The organism is Pelagerythrobacter marensis (assembly GCF_001028625.1).
In the GTDB taxonomy this organism is placed as follows: Bacteria; Pseudomonadota; Alphaproteobacteria; order Sphingomonadales; family Sphingomonadaceae; genus Pelagerythrobacter; species Pelagerythrobacter marensis.
The window spans coordinates 1,541,082-1,559,835 of the sequence record NZ_CP011805.1; the positions used below are offsets into that span (position 1 = coordinate 1,541,082).

Annotated in this window: 22 protein-coding genes; 9 read left to right on the forward strand and 13 right to left on the reverse strand. The window is 67.4% G+C overall.

Going from position 1 to position 18,754, the window contains the following annotated elements:
- Nucleotides 1-170 precede the first annotated feature (170 nt).
- From AM2010_RS07405 to AM2010_RS07415, 3 genes are all read right to left on the reverse strand, one after another.
- On the reverse strand, nucleotides 171-845 hold the full coding sequence (locus AM2010_RS07405) for a DsbA family oxidoreductase (RefSeq protein ID WP_047806526.1): 675 nt from the start codon (nucleotides 843-845) through the stop codon (nucleotides 171-173).
- The gene (gene nudC, locus AM2010_RS07410; RefSeq protein WP_082132981.1) at nucleotides 842-1,660 is read right to left on the reverse strand and encodes an NAD(+) diphosphatase; all 819 of its coding nucleotides are present in this window, start codon (nucleotides 1,658-1,660) and stop codon (nucleotides 842-844) included. Before nudC ends, AM2010_RS07405 begins: the two co-directional genes overlap by 4 nt.
- A 95-nt stretch (nucleotides 1,661-1,755) precedes the next feature.
- Nucleotides 1,756-3,075, reverse strand: a complete 1,320-nt coding sequence (locus tag AM2010_RS07415) for a serine hydrolase domain-containing protein (RefSeq protein ID WP_047806528.1) — start codon at nucleotides 3,073-3,075, stop codon at nucleotides 1,756-1,758.
- 100 nt (nucleotides 3,076-3,175) lie between these two features.
- On the opposite strand from AM2010_RS07415, the gene AM2010_RS07420 reads away from it, so the two are divergent.
- Nucleotides 3,176-3,397 (forward strand): hypothetical protein, encoded by a 222-nt coding sequence (locus AM2010_RS07420; RefSeq protein WP_047806529.1) that lies wholly within the window; start codon nucleotides 3,176-3,178, stop codon nucleotides 3,395-3,397.
- Nucleotides 3,398-3,531: 134 nt separating this feature from the next.
- On the opposite strand, the gene AM2010_RS07425 is transcribed toward AM2010_RS07420, so the two are convergent.
- Nucleotides 3,532-4,563 (reverse strand): A/G-specific adenine glycosylase, encoded by a 1,032-nt coding sequence (locus tag AM2010_RS07425; protein WP_244881986.1) that lies wholly within the window; start codon nucleotides 4,561-4,563, stop codon nucleotides 3,532-3,534.
- Between the two features lie 47 nt (nucleotides 4,564-4,610).
- Between AM2010_RS07425 and AM2010_RS07430 the strand changes: the two genes are divergently transcribed.
- From AM2010_RS07430 to AM2010_RS07445, 4 genes are all read left to right on the forward strand, one after another.
- Entirely contained in the window at nucleotides 4,611-5,162 is a 552-nt protein-coding gene (locus AM2010_RS07430) for a DUF721 domain-containing protein (protein ID WP_236699520.1), read from the forward strand.
- On the forward strand, nucleotides 5,159-5,836 hold the full coding sequence (locus AM2010_RS07435; RefSeq protein ID WP_047806531.1) for a thioredoxin domain-containing protein: 678 nt from the start codon (nucleotides 5,159-5,161) through the stop codon (nucleotides 5,834-5,836). The genes AM2010_RS07430 and AM2010_RS07435 overlap by 4 nt, the downstream gene beginning before the upstream one ends.
- Nucleotides 5,837-5,938: 102 nt before the next feature.
- The gene (locus AM2010_RS07440; RefSeq protein WP_047806532.1) at nucleotides 5,939-6,688 is read left to right on the forward strand and encodes a thioredoxin domain-containing protein; all 750 of its coding nucleotides are present in this window, start codon (nucleotides 5,939-5,941) and stop codon (nucleotides 6,686-6,688) included.
- 33 nt (nucleotides 6,689-6,721) lie between these two features.
- Nucleotides 6,722-10,141 (forward strand): chromosome segregation SMC family protein, encoded by a 3,420-nt coding sequence (locus tag AM2010_RS07445; RefSeq protein WP_047806533.1) that lies wholly within the window; start codon nucleotides 6,722-6,724, stop codon nucleotides 10,139-10,141.
- A gap of 19 nt (nucleotides 10,142-10,160) precedes the next feature.
- On the opposite strand, the gene AM2010_RS07450 is transcribed toward AM2010_RS07445, so the two are convergent.
- Nucleotides 10,161-10,763, reverse strand: coding sequence for a LysE family translocator (locus AM2010_RS07450; protein WP_047806534.1), 603 nt, complete (start codon nucleotides 10,761-10,763; stop codon nucleotides 10,161-10,163).
- Between the two features lie 72 nt (nucleotides 10,764-10,835).
- Here AM2010_RS07450 and AM2010_RS07455 point away from each other — a divergent pair, with 72 nt between their 5' ends.
- Nucleotides 10,836-11,288, forward strand: coding sequence for an Lrp/AsnC family transcriptional regulator (locus tag AM2010_RS07455; protein WP_047806535.1), 453 nt, complete (start codon nucleotides 10,836-10,838; stop codon nucleotides 11,286-11,288).
- 30 nt (nucleotides 11,289-11,318) lie between these two features.
- Here the strand turns inward: AM2010_RS07455 and AM2010_RS07460 are convergent, their stop codons facing one another.
- From AM2010_RS07460 to rpmF, 5 genes are all read right to left on the reverse strand, one after another.
- A complete protein-coding gene (locus AM2010_RS07460; RefSeq protein ID WP_047806536.1) occupies nucleotides 11,319-11,717 on the reverse strand; it encodes a MerR family transcriptional regulator in 399 nt (132 codons plus the stop codon).
- Between the two features lie 4 nt (nucleotides 11,718-11,721).
- Entirely contained in the window at nucleotides 11,722-12,021 is a 300-nt protein-coding gene (locus AM2010_RS07465) for an integration host factor subunit alpha (protein ID WP_201784077.1), read from the reverse strand.
- Nucleotides 12,022-12,137: 116 nt separating this feature from the next.
- Nucleotides 12,138-13,103 (reverse strand): beta-ketoacyl-ACP synthase III, encoded by a 966-nt coding sequence (locus AM2010_RS07470; protein ID WP_047806537.1) that lies wholly within the window; start codon nucleotides 13,101-13,103, stop codon nucleotides 12,138-12,140.
- The gene (gene plsX, locus AM2010_RS07475; protein WP_047806538.1) at nucleotides 13,100-14,158 is read right to left on the reverse strand and encodes a phosphate acyltransferase PlsX; all 1,059 of its coding nucleotides are present in this window, start codon (nucleotides 14,156-14,158) and stop codon (nucleotides 13,100-13,102) included. Before plsX ends, AM2010_RS07470 begins: the two co-directional genes overlap by 4 nt.
- Before the next feature lie 19 nt (nucleotides 14,159-14,177).
- On the reverse strand, nucleotides 14,178-14,357 hold the full coding sequence (gene rpmF / locus AM2010_RS07480; protein WP_047806539.1) for a 50S ribosomal protein L32: 180 nt from the start codon (nucleotides 14,355-14,357) through the stop codon (nucleotides 14,178-14,180).
- Between the two features lie 239 nt (nucleotides 14,358-14,596).
- On the opposite strand from rpmF, the gene AM2010_RS07485 reads away from it, so the two are divergent.
- On the forward strand, nucleotides 14,597-14,989 hold the full coding sequence (locus tag AM2010_RS07485) for an MAPEG family protein (RefSeq protein WP_047806540.1): 393 nt from the start codon (nucleotides 14,597-14,599) through the stop codon (nucleotides 14,987-14,989).
- Between the two features lie 17 nt (nucleotides 14,990-15,006).
- On the opposite strand, the gene AM2010_RS07490 is transcribed toward AM2010_RS07485, so the two are convergent.
- A complete protein-coding gene (locus AM2010_RS07490) occupies nucleotides 15,007-15,675 on the reverse strand; it encodes an MBL fold metallo-hydrolase (protein ID WP_420834956.1) in 669 nt (222 codons plus the stop codon).
- Between the two features lie 223 nt (nucleotides 15,676-15,898).
- Nucleotides 15,899-16,540 (reverse strand): S24 family peptidase, encoded by a 642-nt coding sequence (locus tag AM2010_RS07495; protein ID WP_047806541.1) that lies wholly within the window; start codon nucleotides 16,538-16,540, stop codon nucleotides 15,899-15,901.
- Between the two features lie 138 nt (nucleotides 16,541-16,678).
- On the opposite strand from AM2010_RS07495, the gene AM2010_RS07500 reads away from it, so the two are divergent.
- Together AM2010_RS07500 and AM2010_RS07505 are read left to right on the forward strand one after the other, a co-directional pair.
- On the forward strand, nucleotides 16,679-16,876 hold the full coding sequence (locus AM2010_RS07500) for a hypothetical protein (protein WP_047806542.1): 198 nt from the start codon (nucleotides 16,679-16,681) through the stop codon (nucleotides 16,874-16,876).
- Nucleotides 16,866-17,240 carry a hypothetical protein gene (locus AM2010_RS07505; protein WP_047806543.1) on the forward strand — a complete coding sequence of 125 codons (375 nt, stop codon included), beginning with the start codon at nucleotides 16,866-16,868 and terminating at the stop codon, nucleotides 17,238-17,240. Before AM2010_RS07500 ends, AM2010_RS07505 begins: the two co-directional genes overlap by 11 nt.
- 71 nt (nucleotides 17,241-17,311) lie before the next feature.
- Here the strand turns inward: AM2010_RS07505 and AM2010_RS07510 are convergent, their stop codons facing one another.
- Complete coding sequence (locus tag AM2010_RS07510) at nucleotides 17,312-18,751, reverse strand: aldehyde dehydrogenase family protein (protein ID WP_047806544.1); 1,440 nt, start codon at nucleotides 18,749-18,751, stop codon at nucleotides 17,312-17,314.
- Between the last annotated feature and the right edge of the window lie 3 nt (nucleotides 18,752-18,754).

Genomic DNA, 18,754 nt, shown 5'->3' on the forward strand with positions numbered 1-18,754 from the left:
GCGAATCGGTAGGGCCTGAAGCGGGAAGGCCGCGCCTGATTCTCGGCGGGCGGCGCTAGTTATCCGAAGCCGCAGAGCGGTGGCTTGGCCGCCTTCAATGGTTCGGCACTACCGACCATGAGAGACAGCACCATCGCCGGCCTTGGCCGACGGCACGCGTCGGATGGCGATCAGCCCTGGGCTTTTGCAGCCACCCGGCGAAGCGCGTTGACGTATGTTTCGGCAGGCTGCGCGCCGGGAATCAGGAACTTGCCTGCAACCACCATTGCCGGCACCCCGGTGATATTGAGATCGAACGCCTGGCGCTGCTCCGCCCGCACGCGGGAAGACAGTGCCTCTTCATCCAGCGCAACGCGCGCGGCGACGCGGTCGAGCCCGGCCTCTTCCACAATATCGAGCAGGACCGATTCTTCGCCGACCCTCCGGCGATGGTTGAAATGGGCGCGGAACAGGGCGAGCTTGAGCGCCGTCTGCCGTTCCGGCCCCGCACTCTCCAGCGCCCAGGCGAGCAGGCGGTGTGCGGCAAAGGTGTTCCACATCATGGCTGGCGGCGGTTCCCCCTCCCCCTGCCACTCCAGCGAAACGTCAGCCTCCGCCGCCATCGTGCGCATCCGTTCGCGCACGGCCTGCCCATCGGCGGCGCTGCGCCCGTATTTGCGGCGCAAGTGGGCTTCCTGCTCTTCCCCCTCCGCCGGCATGTCGGGATTGAGTTCGAACGGGCGCCAGCGGATTTCCGCCGCGATCTCGCCATCGAGCGTGTCCAGCGCCTGCCGCAGATTGCCCCAGCCAACCAGGCACCACGGGCACATGACATCGGACCAGATATCGATCGTCAACGTCGTCATCGGGCAATCCACCAGTCGAGAAGGTGATGCGCGATCGCATGGGGCGGCGGGGCGGTGAACGGCGCATCGGGCGCATCGCCCAGCGCGGCCGCGACGTCATCCCGCGTGAACCAGCGCACTTCCGCCAGCTCGGTCTCGTCGATGGTCAACGCGTCGCTGTCGGCATAGGCATGGCAACCGATCATCAGCTGGCTGGGAAAGGGCCAGGGCTGGCTGGCGATATAGGTCACGTCGCGCACGCGCACGCCCGATTCCTCCAGCACTTCGCGCGCGACCCCTTCCTCGATACTTTCGCCCGGTTCGACGAACCCGGCAAGCGCGGAAAAACGCCCTTCCGGCCAGCCGAGCCCGCGGCCCAGCATCAGCCGCCCGTCATATTCGACCAGCATGATCGTGACCGGATCGGTGCGCGGAAACTGCGGCGCGCCGCAACCGCCGCTGTCCGCCAGGCAGTCGCGCTGCCAGCCCCCCTTGGCAATCCGCGTCGGCCCGCCGCAGGCCGGGCAGAACCGGTGCCGCGCGTGCCAGTCGACCAGGCTGCGCGCCCCGCCGTATAGCGCGAGATCCTCCGGCGAGAGCGCCGCCATAAGGTTCCACAGCTGCGGGTTCGCCATGCGCGGGCGCGGATCGCCCTGCGCCGGAACGGCGGCGAAACAGGCGCGGCCCGTGCCCCCGTCCTCCCCCCGGTCGAAGCCGAGGAAGACCAGTTCGGCGTCTTCGGGCGCGTCGGCCAGCGTGCCCCATGCGAGCCGCCCGGCATCGTCGAGCGCGGGCATCATTCCATCGAGGGTGAGGAGCCGCGCGCGCCAGTTCATGTGCCCGCCCAGCGCTTCCCTGTCGGCGCGGACGTTATCCGCGCGGTCGAGAAGGCAACCGGTGAACGCCAGCGTCTTTTTCGCCGCTTGCACTGTCACGCCTGCGCCTTGGCCATTGCCGCCAGATCCTTGACCACCGCCGCGGGAAATGCGCCGTGGATCGGATAGGCTTCTGACGGCATGTACTGCGTGAACAGCGCGGCGCGCAGGCCCCGGCGCAAATCGGCAAAGCCCACGGTGCCTGCCGCCCCGCCCCAGCCGAACGTACCGGCCTGTTCGCCCAGGCCGACACGCCCCCCGGCGCCGAAGCCGGAGCCTTCGGCAAAGGTTCCCTTCGTGCTCACCCCTTCGGGCAGGAGGTTCGAGGTGCCGAGGCGCACCGCTGCCTCACTCATCACGCGCTTGCCGCCGATCTGGCCGTATCCGACCAGCATTTGCAGGAAGCGGTCGTAATCGCGCGGGCTCGATACCAGCCCGGCACCGCCGAAGGGGAACGCCGGCGCATCGAGAAAGACCGAAGCCCGCGCCGGATCGAGCGGCAGGGGCCGTCCATTCATCACGCCGTAATTGGTCGTCAGCCGCCCAACCTCGCCCTGCGGCACGCGGAACCAGGTGCTCGTCATCCCCAGCGGATCGAACAGCCGTTCTTTGAGGAATACGTCGAAGGGCTTGCCCGAAGCGACCTCGATCACCCGGCCCAGGAGATCGAGCGAAACCGAATAACTCCACCGCGTGCCCGGCTGCGCAACCAGCGGCAGACGCGCAAGATTGTCGGCAAAGGCGGTGAGGCTGGGCGCAGGATCGCCGCGCCCGAACACCGCGCCCAGCGGCAGGCGGGTCACTTGCCCCGGCACCGCGCCCGCGCGTTCGTAAGCGGCCTTGATCGGGCCCTTCTGAATGATCGAGTACCCCAGCCCCGCAGTATGGGTGAGCAGGTGGCGGATGGTGATCGGCTGTTCCGCCGGTTCGAGATCGGTGATCGATCCGTCGTAGGTCTTCTGAACCTGCATGTCGGCGAAGGCGGGGAGGATTTCGGCCAGTGGCTGGTCGAGGCTCAGCCGGTCATCCTCTATCAACATCATCGTCGCCATGCCGGTGATCGGCTTGGTCATCGAATAGATGCGATAGAGGCTGTCGATGCCCGCCGGCGCAGTCTGGCCGATCGCCAGCGTACCGCGCGCGATCACGTCGGGCGCGCGCTGCCGCCAGCCGAGGACGGCGACCATATTGGCCACCTTGCGCGCCGCGACGTACTCGTCCGCCAGCGCGATAACCGAAGGCCAGTGCCCGGCATGGGCGAGTGCGGCCCGCCCGAACGGAAGCGTGCCCAGCGCAGCCCCTGCGCCCAGCAGCGCCCCACCGCGAAGCATGGCCCGACGCGACAGCGCCGCAGTCTCGAACGTCCCCGATCCCATCGACTGATCCTCTTTACATCTTTGACGGCGGTTTGCGGCATCACGCCTTAACGGTCAATTGCCCCTTGCGGACGACGGCTGTGTTACTAATATAGAACACATGCTGAACCTCCTTTCCATCCTGTTCGGGATCGTCGCCCTCGTGATCGTTATCCCATCGACGATTCCCCTGCTCGGCTGGGGCAACTGGTTCGCCCTGCCCATCGTGGTGATCGGTGTGGGCCTGGGCGCATTGTCCTCGTCCAACGGCGGGCGCAATTTTTGCCTGATCGTGTTCGCGATCGCGGTGGTCCGCCTGATGCTGGGCGGCGGGATCATCTGACAGCGCGCGAAGCGGTGGGAACGGCGGACGCGCACCTCCAAATCGAAACTTCAAGTTAACTTAAGAAAAAGACCCTTGAGCGTTCTCGACCGCGCTTGAATGTCCTTCGGCCTGCGGGCTGCGGCTCGCCAGCCCTACCCCGCCAGCGCACAGCGCGCGGCCTTGGCGAACAGCGTCGGCAGGCCCGCTGTTTCGAGGGTATCGAGCGGCCACCATTCCCCCTCGCCCGGCGGGGGTTGCGACGCTTGGTCCGCCAACTTCATGACGTGTAGTTCCAGGGCGAAATGGGTGAACCCATGCCGGACAACGCCTGCCATCTGCCATTGCCCTGCGACCGGGGGCACGCCGTTGCCGTTCGCGCGGGCAGACCACCCATCGTCCGGCAGCGCGCGCATTCCGCCCAGCATCCCGGTGCCGGGCCGGCGAACCAGCCAGACTTCTCCCCCGCGGGCGATCCACCACGCGGTGCCGGTGCGCAGCGGCTTCGCCTTCTTCGGGGCCTTGATCGGGAAACGCGCCGGATCGCCAGTGCGCTGCCCCGCGCAGTCCGGTGAAAGCGGGCAGAGCAGGCATTTCGGCTGGCGTGCGGTGCAGATGGTTGAGCCGAGGTCCATCATCGCCTGCGCGAAGTCCCCGGCACGGGCCTGCGGTGTGATCGCATCGGTCGCCGCGCGGATGGCCTTGCGCGCGGCGGGCAGGCCTTCCTCGACCGCGAAGAGGCGGGCGACGACCCGCTCCACATTCGCATCGACCACCACCGCCCGCTGGCCGAAAGCGATCGCGGCAATCGCCGCCGCGGTATATTCACCCACGCCGGGCAGCGCCCGCAAGCCGGCTTCGGTATCGGGAAAGCCGCCCCGCCCGGCGACGGCGCGCGCGCACTTCACCACATTGCGCGCTCGCGAGTAATATCCCAGCCCGGCCCAGGCGGCCAGAATCTCCTCTTCCGGCGCGGCGGCGAGCGCTTCGACCGTTGGCCAGCGGCGGATGAAGTTCGCGAAATAGGGTTTCACCGCGGCGACCGTGGTTTGCTGCAGCATCACTTCGGACAGCCACACGCGATAGGGCCAGGCGCGATCGGGGTCAGGCGGCGAATGGCCCGGCGGCGTGCGCCAGGGCAAGTCGCGGGCATGGCGGTCGTACCAGGCGAGCAAAACGCTCGCCACATCCGTTCCGGTTCTCTCGCCGCTGGCAGTCACGCGCCGCCTATGGCATGGGCATCGGCGCAATGGAACGGGACGACAAACCAAAGACCAGCCGCGCGAAAGGGCGCGCATACGAACGGCCGCGGGGCGGGCCCGCGCGTCAGATCGCGGACCTTATGCCGCAGATCGGTCGCACGGCCTTCCGCCGGTTCGGCTTCGTCCAGTCGAGCGTCGTCACGCGCTGGCCCGAAATTGTGGGTCAACAGCACGCCCGCGTCTGTATGCCGGAGGCGATCCGCTTTCCCCCGGGGGAGAAGGCGGAAGGGATATTGCAACTGGTCGTCCTGCCCGCCCATGCCCCGCTGATCCAGCACGTGATCCCCGAGATCATGGATCGGGTGAACCGGTTTTTCGGATACAAGGCGGTCTCGCGGGTGAAGTTGCGGCAAGGCGAGGTTAAGGTGCCGCGTGGTCAGGAACCGGCCAAGGCACCGCCCTCGCTCAAACCGATACCGATGGAACTGGGCGACAGCCTGCGCGACATCGGCGATCCCGAGCTGCGCACGGTGCTGGAATCGCTCGCCCGCAGCATGGGCAACAAGGAGGAAGAGGGACAATGAAGGTTTCGCGTCTCGCCCGCGCCGCTGTGTTGGCCGGGGCGGCGTTCCTGGCTCTGGGAAATGCCGGAAACTGGAACACGCAGGTGGTGGAAGAAAACGGCGCGCACCGGATCGGAAAACCCGATGCCAAAGTCCATCTGACCGCCTTCGTCAGCTATACCTGCCCTGCCTGCGCACGCTTCGCGACAGAAGGCGATCCGGCGCTTCAGCTTGCCTATATCGCGCCGGGCCGGCTTGAACTGACGGTGCAGCCGCTGATCCGCAATTCGGCCGACCTGGTGGCAACGATGCTGACCGCCTGCGGCGCACCGGGCAAGTTTGCGCGCAATCACAAGCTGTTCATGCACAAGCAGGGCGAATGGCTCGATCGCTATTACGGCGCGACATCGGCGCAGCGTGCGCGCTGGGAAGCCGGCAGCCAGCCTTCGCGCCGCCGCGCGATCGCATCGGACCTCGGGTTCTACAAACTGATGGAAAGCCGCGGCTACTCTCGCGTTGAAACCGACCGGTGCCTGGCCGATGACAGTGCCGCGCGCGCCCTGATCGCCAGCAGCGCCGCCGCCGCCGAAAAGCACGATATTCATGGCACCCCCAGTTTCGTGGTCGATGGCGTGACCCTGGCCGGTACCCACGACTGGTCGATGCTTTCGCCCCAGCTTTCCGCGCGCTTTTAGGGCATTCTCCCGGCCACAAGCTGTGGAAAGTGTCGCCGCGCGCTTCAACCCCGCCTTCGCTTCGTATAGCCTCGTTCAATTCCGCAAAGGACCAGGATTATCATGACCACGTTCCGCCAGATCGCCCTCGCCTCGCTTGCCGCGCCGCTCGCTTTCGGCCTCGCCGCTTGCGGATCGGAACCAACCGACGGCGAAGCGCCTGAAGGTGAACCGGTGGAAAATGTCGCGGCGCCCGAAGGCACGCAATGGGTCGACACGGTGACCGTGACGGAAGCCGACGGCTACCGCCTCGGCAACCCCGACGCGCCGATCAAGCTGATCGAATATGGCTCGCTGACCTGTGGCGCCTGCGCCAACTTCGCGACGACGGGAATGGAACCGCTGAAGGAAAAATACGTCGCCAGCGGCCGCGTCAGCTACGAATTGCGCAACCAGATCCACAACGCCTTCGACCTGACCCTGGCCCGCCTGGTCCGCTGCGGCGCGCCGGAAAGCTTTCACCCGCTGTCGGAACAGGTCTGGCTCAATCTCGGCGCCGTGCTGGAAGGGGCGCAGGCCAACCAGCAGGCGCTGGAATCGGCGATGCAGCAGGCGGAAGACCAGCGCTTCGTCGCCGTCGCCGAAGCGGCCGGTTTCCTCGATTTCTTCGCCGCGCGCGGGGTCAGCCGCGATCAGGCCCGCCAGTGCCTGTCGGATGCGGATTCGATCGAAGCGATCGCCAACAATTCGGACAAACAGTCGCAGGAACTGAATGTGACCGGCACGCCGTCCTTCATCATCAACGGGCGCAACGTCGGGACGCAAAGCTGGGCGACGCTGGAGCCGATGCTGCAAAACGCCGGCGCGAGGTAAGCCACCGCGCGGGAGGGGGACCAGGGAACGGCGATGCAGATCAGGCGGCTCAGGCTCAGCGGTTTCAAGAGCTTCGTCGAGCCTGCGACCCTGACCATCGAGCCTGGCCTGACCGGCGTCGTCGGCCCCAACGGCTGCGGCAAGTCCAACCTGCTTGAGGCGATCCGCTGGGTCATGGGCGAAAATTCGCCCCGATCCATGCGCTCGGGCGGGATGGAAGATGTGATCTTCGCCGGCACCGCCAGCCGCCCGCCCCGCGATTTCGCCGAAGTCTCCCTCCAGGCAGAAGCCGACGACGGCAGCGATTTCGAGGTCATGCGCCGGATCGAACGCGGCGCGGGCAGCGCCTATCGCGTCAATGGCAAGGATGTCCGGGCCAAGGATGTCGCGCTGACCTTTGCCGACGCGGCGACGGGGGCGCACAGCCCGGCACTGGTCAGCCAGGGCAAGATCGCGCAGGTGATCGCGGCCAAGCCGGCCGAACGGCGCATGATGCTGGAAGAAGCGGCAGGCATCGCCGGGCTCCACGTCCGCCGCCGCGACGCCGAAAGCAAGCTGCGCCAGACAGAAGCGAACCTGGCCCGGCTGGAAGACCTGATGGCCGGGCTCGATTCGCAGATCGCCTCGCTCCGCCGACAGGCGAAGCAGGCGGAACGCTACACCAAGCTGTCCGACGAGATCCGCGTGGCCGAGGCGCGCCTGCTGTTCGCGCGCTGGCGCGATGCTGCCACTGCGGCGGAGGCGGCGCGGAGCGAAGCCCAGGCCGCCGAAGCGCGCGTCGGTGCGGCCAAGGACGCGAGCGATGCCGCGCAGAAGGCGCAGCATACCGCCGCCCGCACGCTGGCCGAAGCGCGCGACGAACTGGCCGACCGGCGCGACGACGCCTCCGCCCACGGCCACCGCATGGCCGCGCTCACCAGCCAGCTGGAGGCCGCGGAACAGCGGCTGGCCGACCTCGACCGGCAGAAGGCGCGGCTGGAGGAAGACCGGGAGGACGCCGACCGCCTGACCCGCGACGCAGCCGAAGCGCTTGCCCGGCTGGAAAAGGAACTGGCCGCCAACGAGAAGGCGCTGGCCGAGGCGGAGGAAGCCCGCCCCGCCCTCGCCCGCCGGCTGGAAGACAGCGAAAGCGCGGGGCGCGCCGCCGAACTCGCGCTGGCTCGGGCGACCGCGGATCACGCCGGGGTGGAAGCCGAATGGCGCGTGGCGGAGGCCGCGATCGAACAGGCCCGCGCAAGGCTGGAACGGCTGGATGGGGAGGCCCGGCGGCAGGAGTCGGCACGCGAAGCGCTCTCCGCATCGGGCGATCCGGACGAGGCCGTCGCCCGCGCGCGCGACGAGGCAGACAGCGCCGCCAGCGATCTGGCCCGGCTGCGCGAAACGCTGGACGGCGAACGCGCGCGCAAGGATACGCTGCAGGCGGCCCGCGACGAGGCGGCCAGCGCGCTTGCCTCCGCCCGCGCCGAACTGGCCGGGGTCGAACGCGAATGGACGGCGCTGAAACGCGACCGTGAGGCTCGCGAACGGCAGGCTGCGGGGCGCAAGGGACGGCCCGCTGCGCTCGACAAGGTGCGCGCCGCCAAGGGGTACGAGCGGGCGCTGGCCGCGGTTCTCGGGCGCGATGCCAGGGCACCGCTGGGCCATGCGGAGGGCGATGGGCGGTTCTGGACCGGCGGCTCTGCCCCGGCAGAGGTCGCCGACAGTCTGGCCCGGCACGTGCCCGATTGCCCGCCCGAACTCGCCGCACGGCTGGCGCTGGTCCATGTCACCGATGAAGACGATGGCCGCACGCTCGGCCCGGGGGAATGGCTGGTGACGACGGCAGGGCATCTGCGGCGCTGGGACGGGTTCGTCGCGCGCGGCGAAGGGGCTGCCGAAGCCGCCCGGCTGGAGGCGGAAAACCGCTTCACCGAACTGGAAGGCCAGCTCCCGGCCTTGCGCGAGGCGGTCGATACCGCCGAAACCGCGCAGGCGGCTGCGCAGGAGGAGCTGTCCGCTCTCCAGCGCGCATTGGTCGCCGCCGAACGCGAGATCGCGCAGGCGAATGACCGCGAGCGGCAGGCGCTCCGCGCGCTCGACCAGGCGGAGGACGCGCGGGAACGGCTCGCATCGCGCCGCGCCGAGCTGGAGGAGGCGAAGCGCGAACTGGCGGACCAGCGCGCCCAGGCCGCGGCAGAGCTTGCCACCGCGCAGGAACGCAAGGATGCCCTGCCCGATCCGGCAACCGGCCGCGCCGCGCTGGAAGCGGCGCAGACGAAGAACGAGGCAGCCCGCTCCGCCCAGCAGGCCGCCGCCGCCGAACTCGCCGCGCACGATCAGGGCCTGGCCGTCTCACGCGAACGCACCGCCGCCCAGCAGGGCGACATGGCCAGTTGGCAGGCGCGCGCAGGCGAAGCAGCGCAGCGGCTTTCCGGCATGGAGCAGCGGTTCGAGGAAATTGCGGAAGAACGCGCGATCACCGCCGCGAAGCCCGAAGGGCTGATGCGCGAGATCGAGCAAGGCGATGCCGTGCGCGCGCGGCTGGCAGCGGCCCTGGCGCAGGCCGAAACGGCAGTGGCGGAGGCGCAGGACGCCGCCGACGCAGCCGACCGCGCCTTTGCAGAGGCGACCGAGGCGCTGGCCAGTGCACGCGAAAGCCGCGCCGGCCTGGCCGCACGGGCCGAAAACGAGGAAGCGCGCCGCAGCGAAATGACCCGCGTTTCGGGCGAGCGATTCCAGTGTCCCCCGCCCCTTCTGGCCGGTCGGTTCGAATTCGACGAAAGCGAAATCGGCGATTCGGCAGCAGAAGCGGATGCGATGGAGCGCCTTAGCGCCAGTCGCGAGCGGATCGGCCCGGTCAATCTCGTCGCGGCGGAAGAACTGGCCAAGATCGAGGATGAACACGGCAACAGCGCGGCCGAGCAGGCCGAACTGGCCGAAGCCGTCGCCCGCCTGCGTGGTTCGATCGGCAATCTCAACCGCGAAGGGCGCGAGCGGCTGCGCGCCGCCTTCGAACAGGTCGATACCCATTTCCGCCGCCTGTTCACCCGGCTGTTCGAAGGCGGGCAAGCGCATCTGGCGCTGATCGACAGCGACGATCCGCTGGAGGCGGGGCTGGAGATCTACGCCCAGCCGCCGGGCAAGCGTCTGCAATCGCTCACCCTGCTGTCAGGCGGGGAACAGGCGCTGACCGCCATTGCGCTGATCTTCGCCCTGTTCCTGACCAATCCTGCGCCGATCTGCGTGCTCGACGAAGTCGATGCCCCGCTGGACGATGCCAATATCGATCGCTTCTGCGACCTGCTCGACGCGATGGCGAAAGAAACGGCCACCCGTTACCTGATCGTGACCCACAACGCCGTGACGATGAGCCGGATGCACCGCCTGTTCGGCGTGACCATGATCGAAAAAGGCATCAGCCGTCTCGTCAGCGTCGACCTTGGCGGCGCGGAAGAACTGCTGGCAGCGGAATGATCCGCCCCCTTGCGCTGCGCTAGGCGAATTCGCCGGCGATTGCGGGGGCCAGCGATGCCAGCAGCAGTATGGCCATTGTCCGGTTGAATATCCGCAGCCGTGCGGCATTCGACAGCCAGCGCCCTGCCTGCTGCCCGGCGACCGCCCAGGCCGCGACGCAGGGGACGTTGATCGCGCCGAACACCAGCGCCACCAGCGCCAGCGCCGCCGTCGAACCATCCGCGCCGTAGAGCGTCGTCGCGGTCAGCGCCATCATCCAGGCTTTCGGATTGACCCACTGGAACAGCGCGGCCTGGATGAACGTGAACGGCTGGCCCACCCCGTCCCCTTCTTCCGCCGGTGCGGCCGTGGCGATCTTCCAGGCCAGCCAGCCCAGATAGGCGCTGCTGACCACCACCAGAGCCAGCCGGACGGCAGGGAACGCTTCGAAAATTCGCGCCAGGCCGATGCCGACCAACAGGAGCATGACCACAAATCCGATCAGGATCCCGGCCAAGTGAGGGATCGTCCGGCGGAATCCGAAATTCGCGCCCGATGCCATGACCATCAGGTTGTTCGGGCCGGGCGTGATCGACGCCACGAAAGCGAAGCCGGCAAGGGCGAGGAGAAGTTCGCTGGACATGGTCCAATAATATTCGACTCTCAGCCGAATGAGATTGCGAACATCTGCGCAATTTACGATAGATCACAACTTATGACGAAACTTGATCGGATTAACGAGCGAATATTGCATGAGCTGTCGCACGATGGCCGGGTGAGCAATCTGGAGCTTGCGGCGCGAGTCGGCCTCTCCCCTTCCGCTTGTTTGCGCCGGGTGCAGGATCTGGAGCAGTCGGGCGTAATCCAGGGCTATCGCGCGGTGCTGGATCGGCGGAAGCTGGGGATCGGCTTCACCGCCATCGTAGCGGTCGGGCTGAACCGCCATACCAAGGCCGCGCAGGAAGACTTCGAGCGCAAGATGGCCGAGGCGCCCGAGGTGAAGGAATGCCATAACGTCGCCGGGGCGGTGGAATATTTCCTGAGAGTCGAGGTCACGGACCTGACGGCTTACAAGCGTTTCCACACCGAAACGCTGGGCACGGTCGAACAGGTGCAGTCGATCACCTCGTATGTCGTGATGGGTTCGCCCAAGGACATGCGCGCCTGAGGCCGCGACATCGCCCCTGCGGCGGGATCGTCAGCGCGAGAGCGCGGCGCTGAGATCGGCGCGGATCGATTTCAGCCGGGCGACGACTTCGGCATTTCCGCGTGCGGTGCCGGCATCGCCTGTGGCGGCCGGCTCTGCCGCCGGTGCCGGCGACGGTTGCGCAGCGTCATCACCGCCGGCCTTCAGCGCCGCCAGCGCGCCTTTCAGCGTATAGCCTTCCCCGTTGACCAGGCGGTCGATCCGTTCGACCAGGGCGACATCGTCGGCACGGTAATAGCGGCGCCCCCCGCTGCGCTTGAGCGGGCGGAGCATGGGAAACTGCTGTTCCCAGTAACGCAGCACGTGCGGCTTTATGCCGAGAGCCTGGCCAACCTCGCCGATGGTCCTGAGCGCGCCCGCATCTTTGCCATCGTCGAATTCTGCCGCCATCGTTTCAGCCTTTCGCGATACGATCCTTGAGGAGCTGGCTTGCGCGGAAGGTGATCACGCGGCGCGGCGTGATCGGAACTTCCACCCCCGTTTTGGGGTTGCGCCCGATCCGTTCTTTCTTGTCGCGTAGCACGAAGCTGCCGAAGCCCGAAATCTTGACGTTTTCGCCATCGGACATCGACCCGCACATATGAGCGAGGATCGCTTCGACGAGGTCGAGCGATTCGGCGCGCGACAACCCCATCTTGCGATTGATCGTTTCCGCCAGATCTGCGCGTGTCAGCGTACCCACCGAACGCATCATGCGGCATTCTCCTCCATCGCGACCCGACTTCGGACTCTGCGCGCCCTAACGAGGATATCGCACCTTCGCAACGTGTTGCAGGCCAAATGGTAAAAAACGCCGACCGGCGTCAACCATTACAGCCTAACGAGGCTTGCCCCCCAGGTGAATCCGCCGCCCATCGCTTCGAACATCACCAAATCGCCGGGCTTGATTCGCCCGTCGCGAACGCCCGTGTCGAAAGCGAGCGGAACGGAAGCGGCGGAGGTGTTCGCGTGCCGGTCAACCGTCACGATCACCTTTTCCGCCGGCAGGCCCAGCTTGCGTGCGGTGGCGTCGAGAATGCGGGCGTTCGCCTGGTGCGGCACGACCCAGTCGATATCGGCCGGGGCAAAGCCCGCAGCGGCCAGCGTTTCCTCCAGCACGGCAGCGAGGTTGACGACCGCGTGGCGAAACACCTCGCGCCCGCGCATCCGCAAATGCCCCACGGTCTGCGTGGTCGAAGGGCCGCCGTCGACGTAGAGCAGCTGGTTGTGCTGGCCATCGGCGTGCAGCTTGCACGCCAGAACGCCCGGCCCATCTTCGGGCACGTCCTGCGCTTCCAGCACCATCGCCCCGGCACCATCGCCGAACAGGACGCACGTTGCGCGATCTTCCCAATCGAGAATGCGGCTGAAGGTTTCCGAACCGATCACCAGCGCGCGCTTCGCCATGCCGGTGCGCAGCATCGAATCGGCGGTTGCGAGGGCGTAGAGGAAGCCGGAACATACCGCCCCGACATCGAATGCGATCCCGCCGTTGCAGCCCAGTGCGTGCTGAACGATCGTGGCGGTGGCGGGGAACGTCTGGTCGGGCGTGGCGGTGGCCAGCACGATCAGGTCGATATCCTTCGCGTCCACCCCGGCAGCTTCGAGCGCCTTGCGCGAAGCCTCGATCGCCAGCGAGGAAGTCGTTTCGTCGTCTTCCGCGATATAGCGCTGGCGGATACCGGTCCGCTCCACGATCCATTCGTCGCTGGTATCGACGCGCCTGGCCAGTTCGGCATTGGTGACCACGTTGCGGGGCAAGGCGGACCCGCTGCCTTTCACCTGCGAACGAATCACTTCGCGTCCCCGGTCGCCTGGCCTGTGCGCAGGCGCGCTTCGCCCAGTGCGGCAAGATCGGCGCTGATGCGGTGGGTCAGATCGTCCTCCAGCAGGCGTGCGGCAACCGCCACGGCATTGGCCACGCCGGCAGCATTGGCGCTGCCGTGGCTTTTCACCACCACACCGTTGAGGCCGAGGAAAACGGCCCCGTTGTGATTGTTGGGATCGAGATGATGCTTGAGCAATTCGGTTGCCGGCCGCGAGACGAGGAAACCGATCTTGGACCGCAGCGAGCTGGTGAAGGCGCTGCGCAGCAGATCGGTGACGAAACGCGCCGCCCCCTCGATCGCCTTGAGCGCGATATTGCCGGAAAAGCCGTCAGTGACGACGACGTCGACTTCGCCGCGGTTGATCTTGTCGCTTTCGACGAACCCGTCGAAGGACAGCGCCAGGCCGGTCGCCGCCTGAAGCTGCGCCGCGGCATCGCGCAGCGCATCGGTGCCCTTGGTTTCCTCGGTCCCGATGTTCAGCAGGCGCACGCGCGGTTCGGCAAGCCCGGTGACGATGCGCGAATAGGCCGCGCCCATGATCGCGAACTGGACCAGGTTGCGCGCGTCAGCCTCGGTATTGGCACCAAGGTCGAGCATGATAACGTCGTTGTCGCCCAGCGTCGGCATCAGCGCGGCGAGCGCGGGGCGGTCGATGCCCGGCAGAGTGCGCAGCGCGAGCTTGCTCATGGCCATCAGTGCGCCGGTGTTGCCCGCGCTGACCGCAGCGCCGGCATCGCCCGCCTTCACCGCGTTGACCGCGAGGCCCATCGACGTGGTGCGGGCGCGGCGAAGCGCCTGGGTCGGCTTCTCGTCACCGCCCACGACATCGTCGCAATGCAGGATTTCGGATGCGTCGCGCATCCCCGGATGGGTATCGAGCGCGGCCTTGATCCGCGTCTCGTCGCCCACCAGCAGGAACTTGAACTGATCATGGCGGCGGCGGGCCAGCGCCGCACCTTCCACCATGACGCGCACACCCTCGTCCCCGCCCATCGCGTCGACGGCGATACGCGGAAGACTCATGACGTTCCCCAGCCGGCCGTCAGAGGCCGACGGCGATGACTTCGCGGCCGTTGTAGTGCCCGCAGTGCGGGCAGAGGTTGTGCGGGCGCTTCAGCTCGCCGCAGTTCGAGCATTCATGGAATGCCTCGACCTTCAGCGAATCGTGCGCGCGACGGTTGCCACGGCGATGGGGCGATACTTTTCTCTTCGGGACAGCCATTGCGGCACCTGTTCCAATAAATTCTGTGTGTTGCGGGCCGCTCTAGGCCAAGGTCCGGCAACGCACAAGACGCGCCTGAGGATGGACCCGTCCGTTGCGGGAAGGCGCGCCCTATAGCGCATATTTCCCCCGTTGCAAGCGGTGCGACCGACCCGGCCCGCCGGATTGGCGTTGCCCGTGCCGCCCGCGGACCCTAACAGGCGGGCACCGCGACACGAGACGCGACAAGGGGCAAAGCGATGATACTTCCGGTAACTCTGACTGCGGTGGCGGCTGCCGCGATCCTCAATATCTGGCTGACCTTGCGGATCGGCGCCGTGCGCCGCGCCTACAAGATCAGCGTCGGCGACGGCGGCAACGAGGCGCTGCAACGCCGGATGCGCGCCCAGCTCAATTTTGCGGAAAACGTGCCGATCACGCTGCTGCTGATCGCGGCGCTGGAGCTTGCAGGGATCGGCGGCGACTGGCTGGCCTATGTCGCCGGCCTGTTCATTCTCAGCCGCGTCGCCCACGGGTTCGGGATGGACGGCGGCAAGGCGCAGATGGGGCGGATGATCGGGACGCTGGTGACGCTGGCGACCCAGCTGTTCCTGGCCGGGGTTGCCGTGGGTGCGGTTCTGCGGCTGTTCTGAGCCGCAGCCGCTGAACCTCAGGCCAGCGCGGCGTCGCCAACGAAGGCGTTGGTGCGCCGTTCGTGGCCGAACGTGCTGGTCGGGCCGTGGCCGGGGATGAAGGTCACCTCGTCGCCCAGGGGCCAGAGCTTGCCGGTGATCGCGTCGAGCAGGTCCTGATGGTTGCCGCGCGGAAAATCGGTCCGCCCGATCGATCCCTTGAACAGGACATCGCCGACGATCGCGAAGCGGCTCGGCGCGTGGTGGAAGACGACGTGGCCCGGCGTGTGGCCGGGGCAATGGATCACGTCGAGCGTCAGGTCGCCCACCGTCACCGTATCGCCATCGTCCAGCCACCGGTCAGGCTCGAAGCTCTTTGCATCCATGCCCCATTGCCGCCCGTCGTCGTCGAGCCGGGCGATCCAGAACCGGTCTTCCTCGTGCGGGCCCTCGATCGGAAGGCCCAGTTCCTGGGCCAGCACACCGGCCTGCCCGCAATGGTCGAGATGGCCGTGGGTGATCAGCAGCTTTTCCAGCGTCACCCCCGCCCTCGCCACGCCGGCTTTCAGCTTGTCGAGATCGCCGCCTGGATCGACCAGCGCCCCGCGCATCGTCTTCGTGCACCAGATCAGCGAACAGTTCTGCTGCAGGGGCGTGACGGGCATGATCGCGGCGCGCATCGGCGGCTGGGTGTCGGTATCGGTCATGGCGGAGAGATGGCGGGGAACAGGGCCGGTTGCAAGCTGCGCGTCGGCCCGATTTCATCCTGCCCGGCGCTCGGCGGCTGGCCCCTCCGTCAGCCGCTGGCGCGGCTGCCACCTCCCCAACGCAAGTCGTTGGGGAGGATCAACCGAAACCGCTACCGATCCTCCCCATCGTCTCGCGATGGGGAGGGGGACCACTCGCGCAGCGAGGGGTGGAGGGCCTGGCTCAGACCCGCCCGCCTTTCCACACGACGCGGCCGATTACTTCCACTTCCTCGCGCGCCAGTTCGATCGGGGGATAGGCGCTGTTTTCGCTGACCAGCGTGATCCGGCCCTGCGCCGCGGCCTGGAGCCGCTTGACGTGCAGGGCATCGCCGATGCGCACGACATGGATCCCCTCCCCCCCCCGCTTGTGCCGGTCGACGAAGATTTCGTCGCCCGAGCGGAGCAGCGGCTCCATCGAATCGCCTTCGACCCGGATCGCGGTCAGGTCCGCCCCCTCCAGCCCCATTTCGCGCAGCCAGCGGCGCGAGAAGCGGAACACGTCGAAGGGAATTTCGCGCGCGCCGAGCGCGCCGGCCCCGGCAGAGGCATCGAGCGACAGGCGCGGCACCTCGATCCAGTCGCCGCGAACCGGCGCAGGAGCCGGGGGATAGGATTTACCCTCCGGCGCGCCCAATTCTGATTCGGCCACACCGAAAAATTCCGCCAGCGTCCGGCGATCCTGCTCCTCCAGCTTGCGCGGGCTGCCCTTGCGCACGAATTGCTGCAGGTACGTGGGGTTGCGCCCGATCAGGTGAGACAGCCCGGCCAGGCTCGCCCCGCGATCGCGGGCGAGTTCGAGCAGGCGCTGGCGCGCGTCGTTCATCCCGGAAAAGCCTCTGGCATCATTTTTCCTTCCTAGACGATGTATTTTTCCTAGACAAGTAGGATTTCAGCTGGAACCAAGGACGGAACGAATCGAGAACATTCGATTCGAGTCGCCCATTGCCTGCCGGGGAGAGCCATGCTGATCCGATCCGTCGAAAAATTCCTTCGTGCCCACGAAATTTCGCCGACCAAGTTCGGTCGGCTTGCCGCGCGAGATCCGCGTTTCGTTCTCGATCTCAGGAACGGCCGTGAGCCGCGCGGCGCCATGGAGGCGCGCATTCAGGGCTTCATGGCCGGGTACGAAGCCGCGCGGGAGACTGGCCATGCTGCATGAAGCCGATCCCCCACGCCCCCCACGCCCTTCGCGTGCCTCGCGCGCCCTGCGCCGCACCGCCGCCGATCGCCTGCGTGCCGCATTGCGCGCGCTGGCAGGGGAGCGCGGCCAGGTCCGCCGCCACACCGAAAAGGCTTGGGCCAGCATCACCTTCGAAGGTGCGCGCCATACGCTGGAGATCGACTTCGACGGCGCGCAGGCGGTTGCCGCGGCCGAACACTTCATCGCCGATCTGCCCGAACACGAATTCGCGATTCCCGGCCAGATCGTCGCGGAGGCGACCGTTACCCGGGTCGATCACACATTGTTGCCGCACCCGCGCCTGACGCTGGAATGCGAGCTTCTGCTGCTGGAGGACGCATGATCATTCTCTACCCCCGCCGCCCTGCCCCACGCGGCTGGATTCCCGCCCACCGGGTCGCCAAGCCGGCGCGATCAGCCCCCGCGCCGGATCACGAGATTGCGGATCTCGCTCATGTCTTCCATTGCGAAGCGGATCCCCTCGCGGCCGAGGCCCGAATCCTTGACCCCGCCGTAGGGCATGTTGTCGACGCGGATGCTGGGCACGTCGTTGACGATCACGCCGCCCACTTCCAGCCGATCCCAGGCGTCGAACATCCGAAACAGGTCGCGGGTGAAGACCCCGGCCTGGAGGCCGAACTCGCTCCGGTTCACCTCGTCCAGCGCGGCGTCGAAGTCGGAAAACGGCTGCAGGATCGCGAGCGGGCCGAAGGCTTCCTCGTTCAGCGCGCGGGCGTCACGGTCGACCCCTTCGAGCAGGGTCGCCTCCAGCATGTTGCCTTCGCACCCGCCGCCGCACAGCAGGCGCGCGCCGCCTTCGACCGCCTCGTCGATCCAGCCCTTCAGCCGGCGCGCCTCGCCTTCGGAGATCATCGGGCCGATGAAGGTTTCCCGATCCTTCGGATCGCCGGCCTTGAGCGTGCGGGTCTTCGCCACCAGCATGTCGCGGAAGCGGTCGTAGATGTCCTCGTGGATCAGGATGCGCTGCACCCCGATGCAGCTCTGCCCCGACTGGTAGAAAGCACCGAAGACGATCCGTTCCAGCGCATCGTCGAGGTCGGCGTCGCGGTCGACGATCACCGCGGCATTGCCGCCGAGTTCGAGCACGACCTTCTTCTTCCCCGCGCGCGCCTTCAGCGCCCAGCCGACCGCGGGCGAACCGGTGAAGCTGAGCAGTTTCAGCCGCTCGTCCTCGGTGAACAGGTCGGCCCCGTCGCGGCTGGCAGGGAGGATCGAAAACGCGCCTTCGGGCAGCACGTCGCATTCGGCCAGGACTTCGCCGACGATCAGCGCGCCGAGCGGGGTCTTGCTCGCCGGCTTCATCACGAAGGGGCAGCCGATGGCGATGGCCGGGGCGATCTTGTGCGCGGCCAGGTTCAGCGGGAAGTTGAACGGCGAAATGAAGCTGCACGGCCCGATCGGATAGCGTTTCCACATCGACTGGTAACCGCGGGCCCGCTCCGAAATGTCGAGCGGCATGACCTCGCCATAATTGCGGACCGATTCTTCCGCCGCGATGCGGAAAGTGTCGATCAGGCGCGTGACCTCGCCCTCGCTGTCGCGGATCGGCTTGCCGGCCTCGACGCACAGGGCATAGGCGAGTTCGTCGAAACGTTCGCGGAAACGGTCGACGCAATGCTGCAGCACGCCCTGGCGCTCGAACCCGGCGAGGCGCGCCATCGGCCCCGCCGCGCGCACGGCCCCGGCAATTGCCGCATCGATGATCTCCGGCGTGGCGAGCGCGGTGCGAAAGGCAACCTCGCCCGTGTACTTGTCGGTCACGGCAAGGTCGGTGTTCGGCTGCTGCGGCCGATTGTTCAGGTAGAGCGGATAAGTCTTGTCGAGCCTGGGCATACG

Bases quoted from the DNA above. Each gene is read 5' to 3' on its own strand.
- AM2010_RS07405 (WP_047806526.1), bottom strand. From the start codon at position 845: ATGACGACGTTGACGATCGATATCTGGTCCGATGTCATGTGCCCGTGG.
- nudC (WP_082132981.1), bottom strand. From the start codon at position 1,660: ATGAACTGGCGCGCGCGGCTCCTCACCCTCGATGGAATGATGCCCGCG.
- AM2010_RS07415 (WP_047806528.1), bottom strand. From the start codon at position 3,075: ATGGGATCGGGGACGTTCGAGACTGCGGCGCTGTCGCGTCGGGCCATG.
- AM2010_RS07420 (WP_047806529.1), top strand. From the start codon at position 3,176: ATGCTGAACCTCCTTTCCATCCTGTTCGGGATCGTCGCCCTCGTGATC.
- AM2010_RS07430 (WP_236699520.1), top strand. From the start codon at position 4,611: ATGGGCATCGGCGCAATGGAACGGGACGACAAACCAAAGACCAGCCGC.
- AM2010_RS07435 (WP_047806531.1), top strand. From the start codon at position 5,159: ATGAAGGTTTCGCGTCTCGCCCGCGCCGCTGTGTTGGCCGGGGCGGCG.
- AM2010_RS07440 (WP_047806532.1), top strand. From the start codon at position 5,939: ATGACCACGTTCCGCCAGATCGCCCTCGCCTCGCTTGCCGCGCCGCTC.
- AM2010_RS07445 (WP_047806533.1), top strand. From the start codon at position 6,722: ATGCAGATCAGGCGGCTCAGGCTCAGCGGTTTCAAGAGCTTCGTCGAG.
- AM2010_RS07450 (WP_047806534.1), bottom strand. From the start codon at position 10,763: ATGTCCAGCGAACTTCTCCTCGCCCTTGCCGGCTTCGCTTTCGTGGCG.
- AM2010_RS07455 (WP_047806535.1), top strand. From the start codon at position 10,836: ATGACGAAACTTGATCGGATTAACGAGCGAATATTGCATGAGCTGTCG.
- AM2010_RS07460 (WP_047806536.1), bottom strand. From the start codon at position 11,717: ATGGCGGCAGAATTCGACGATGGCAAAGATGCGGGCGCGCTCAGGACC.
- AM2010_RS07465 (WP_201784077.1), bottom strand. From the start codon at position 12,021: ATGATGCGTTCGGTGGGTACGCTGACACGCGCAGATCTGGCGGAAACG.
- plsX (WP_047806538.1), bottom strand. From the start codon at position 14,158: ATGAGTCTTCCGCGTATCGCCGTCGACGCGATGGGCGGGGACGAGGGT.
- rpmF (WP_047806539.1), bottom strand. From the start codon at position 14,357: ATGGCTGTCCCGAAGAGAAAAGTATCGCCCCATCGCCGTGGCAACCGT.
- AM2010_RS07485 (WP_047806540.1), top strand. From the start codon at position 14,597: ATGATACTTCCGGTAACTCTGACTGCGGTGGCGGCTGCCGCGATCCTC.
- AM2010_RS07490 (WP_420834956.1), bottom strand. From the start codon at position 15,675: ATGACCGATACCGACACCCAGCCGCCGATGCGCGCCGCGATCATGCCC.
- AM2010_RS07495 (WP_047806541.1), bottom strand. From the start codon at position 16,540: ATGAACGACGCGCGCCAGCGCCTGCTCGAACTCGCCCGCGATCGCGGG.
- AM2010_RS07500 (WP_047806542.1), top strand. From the start codon at position 16,679: ATGCTGATCCGATCCGTCGAAAAATTCCTTCGTGCCCACGAAATTTCG.
- AM2010_RS07505 (WP_047806543.1), top strand. From the start codon at position 16,866: ATGCTGCATGAAGCCGATCCCCCACGCCCCCCACGCCCTTCGCGTGCC.
- AM2010_RS07510 (WP_047806544.1), bottom strand. From the start codon at position 18,751: ATGCCCAGGCTCGACAAGACTTATCCGCTCTACCTGAACAATCGGCCG.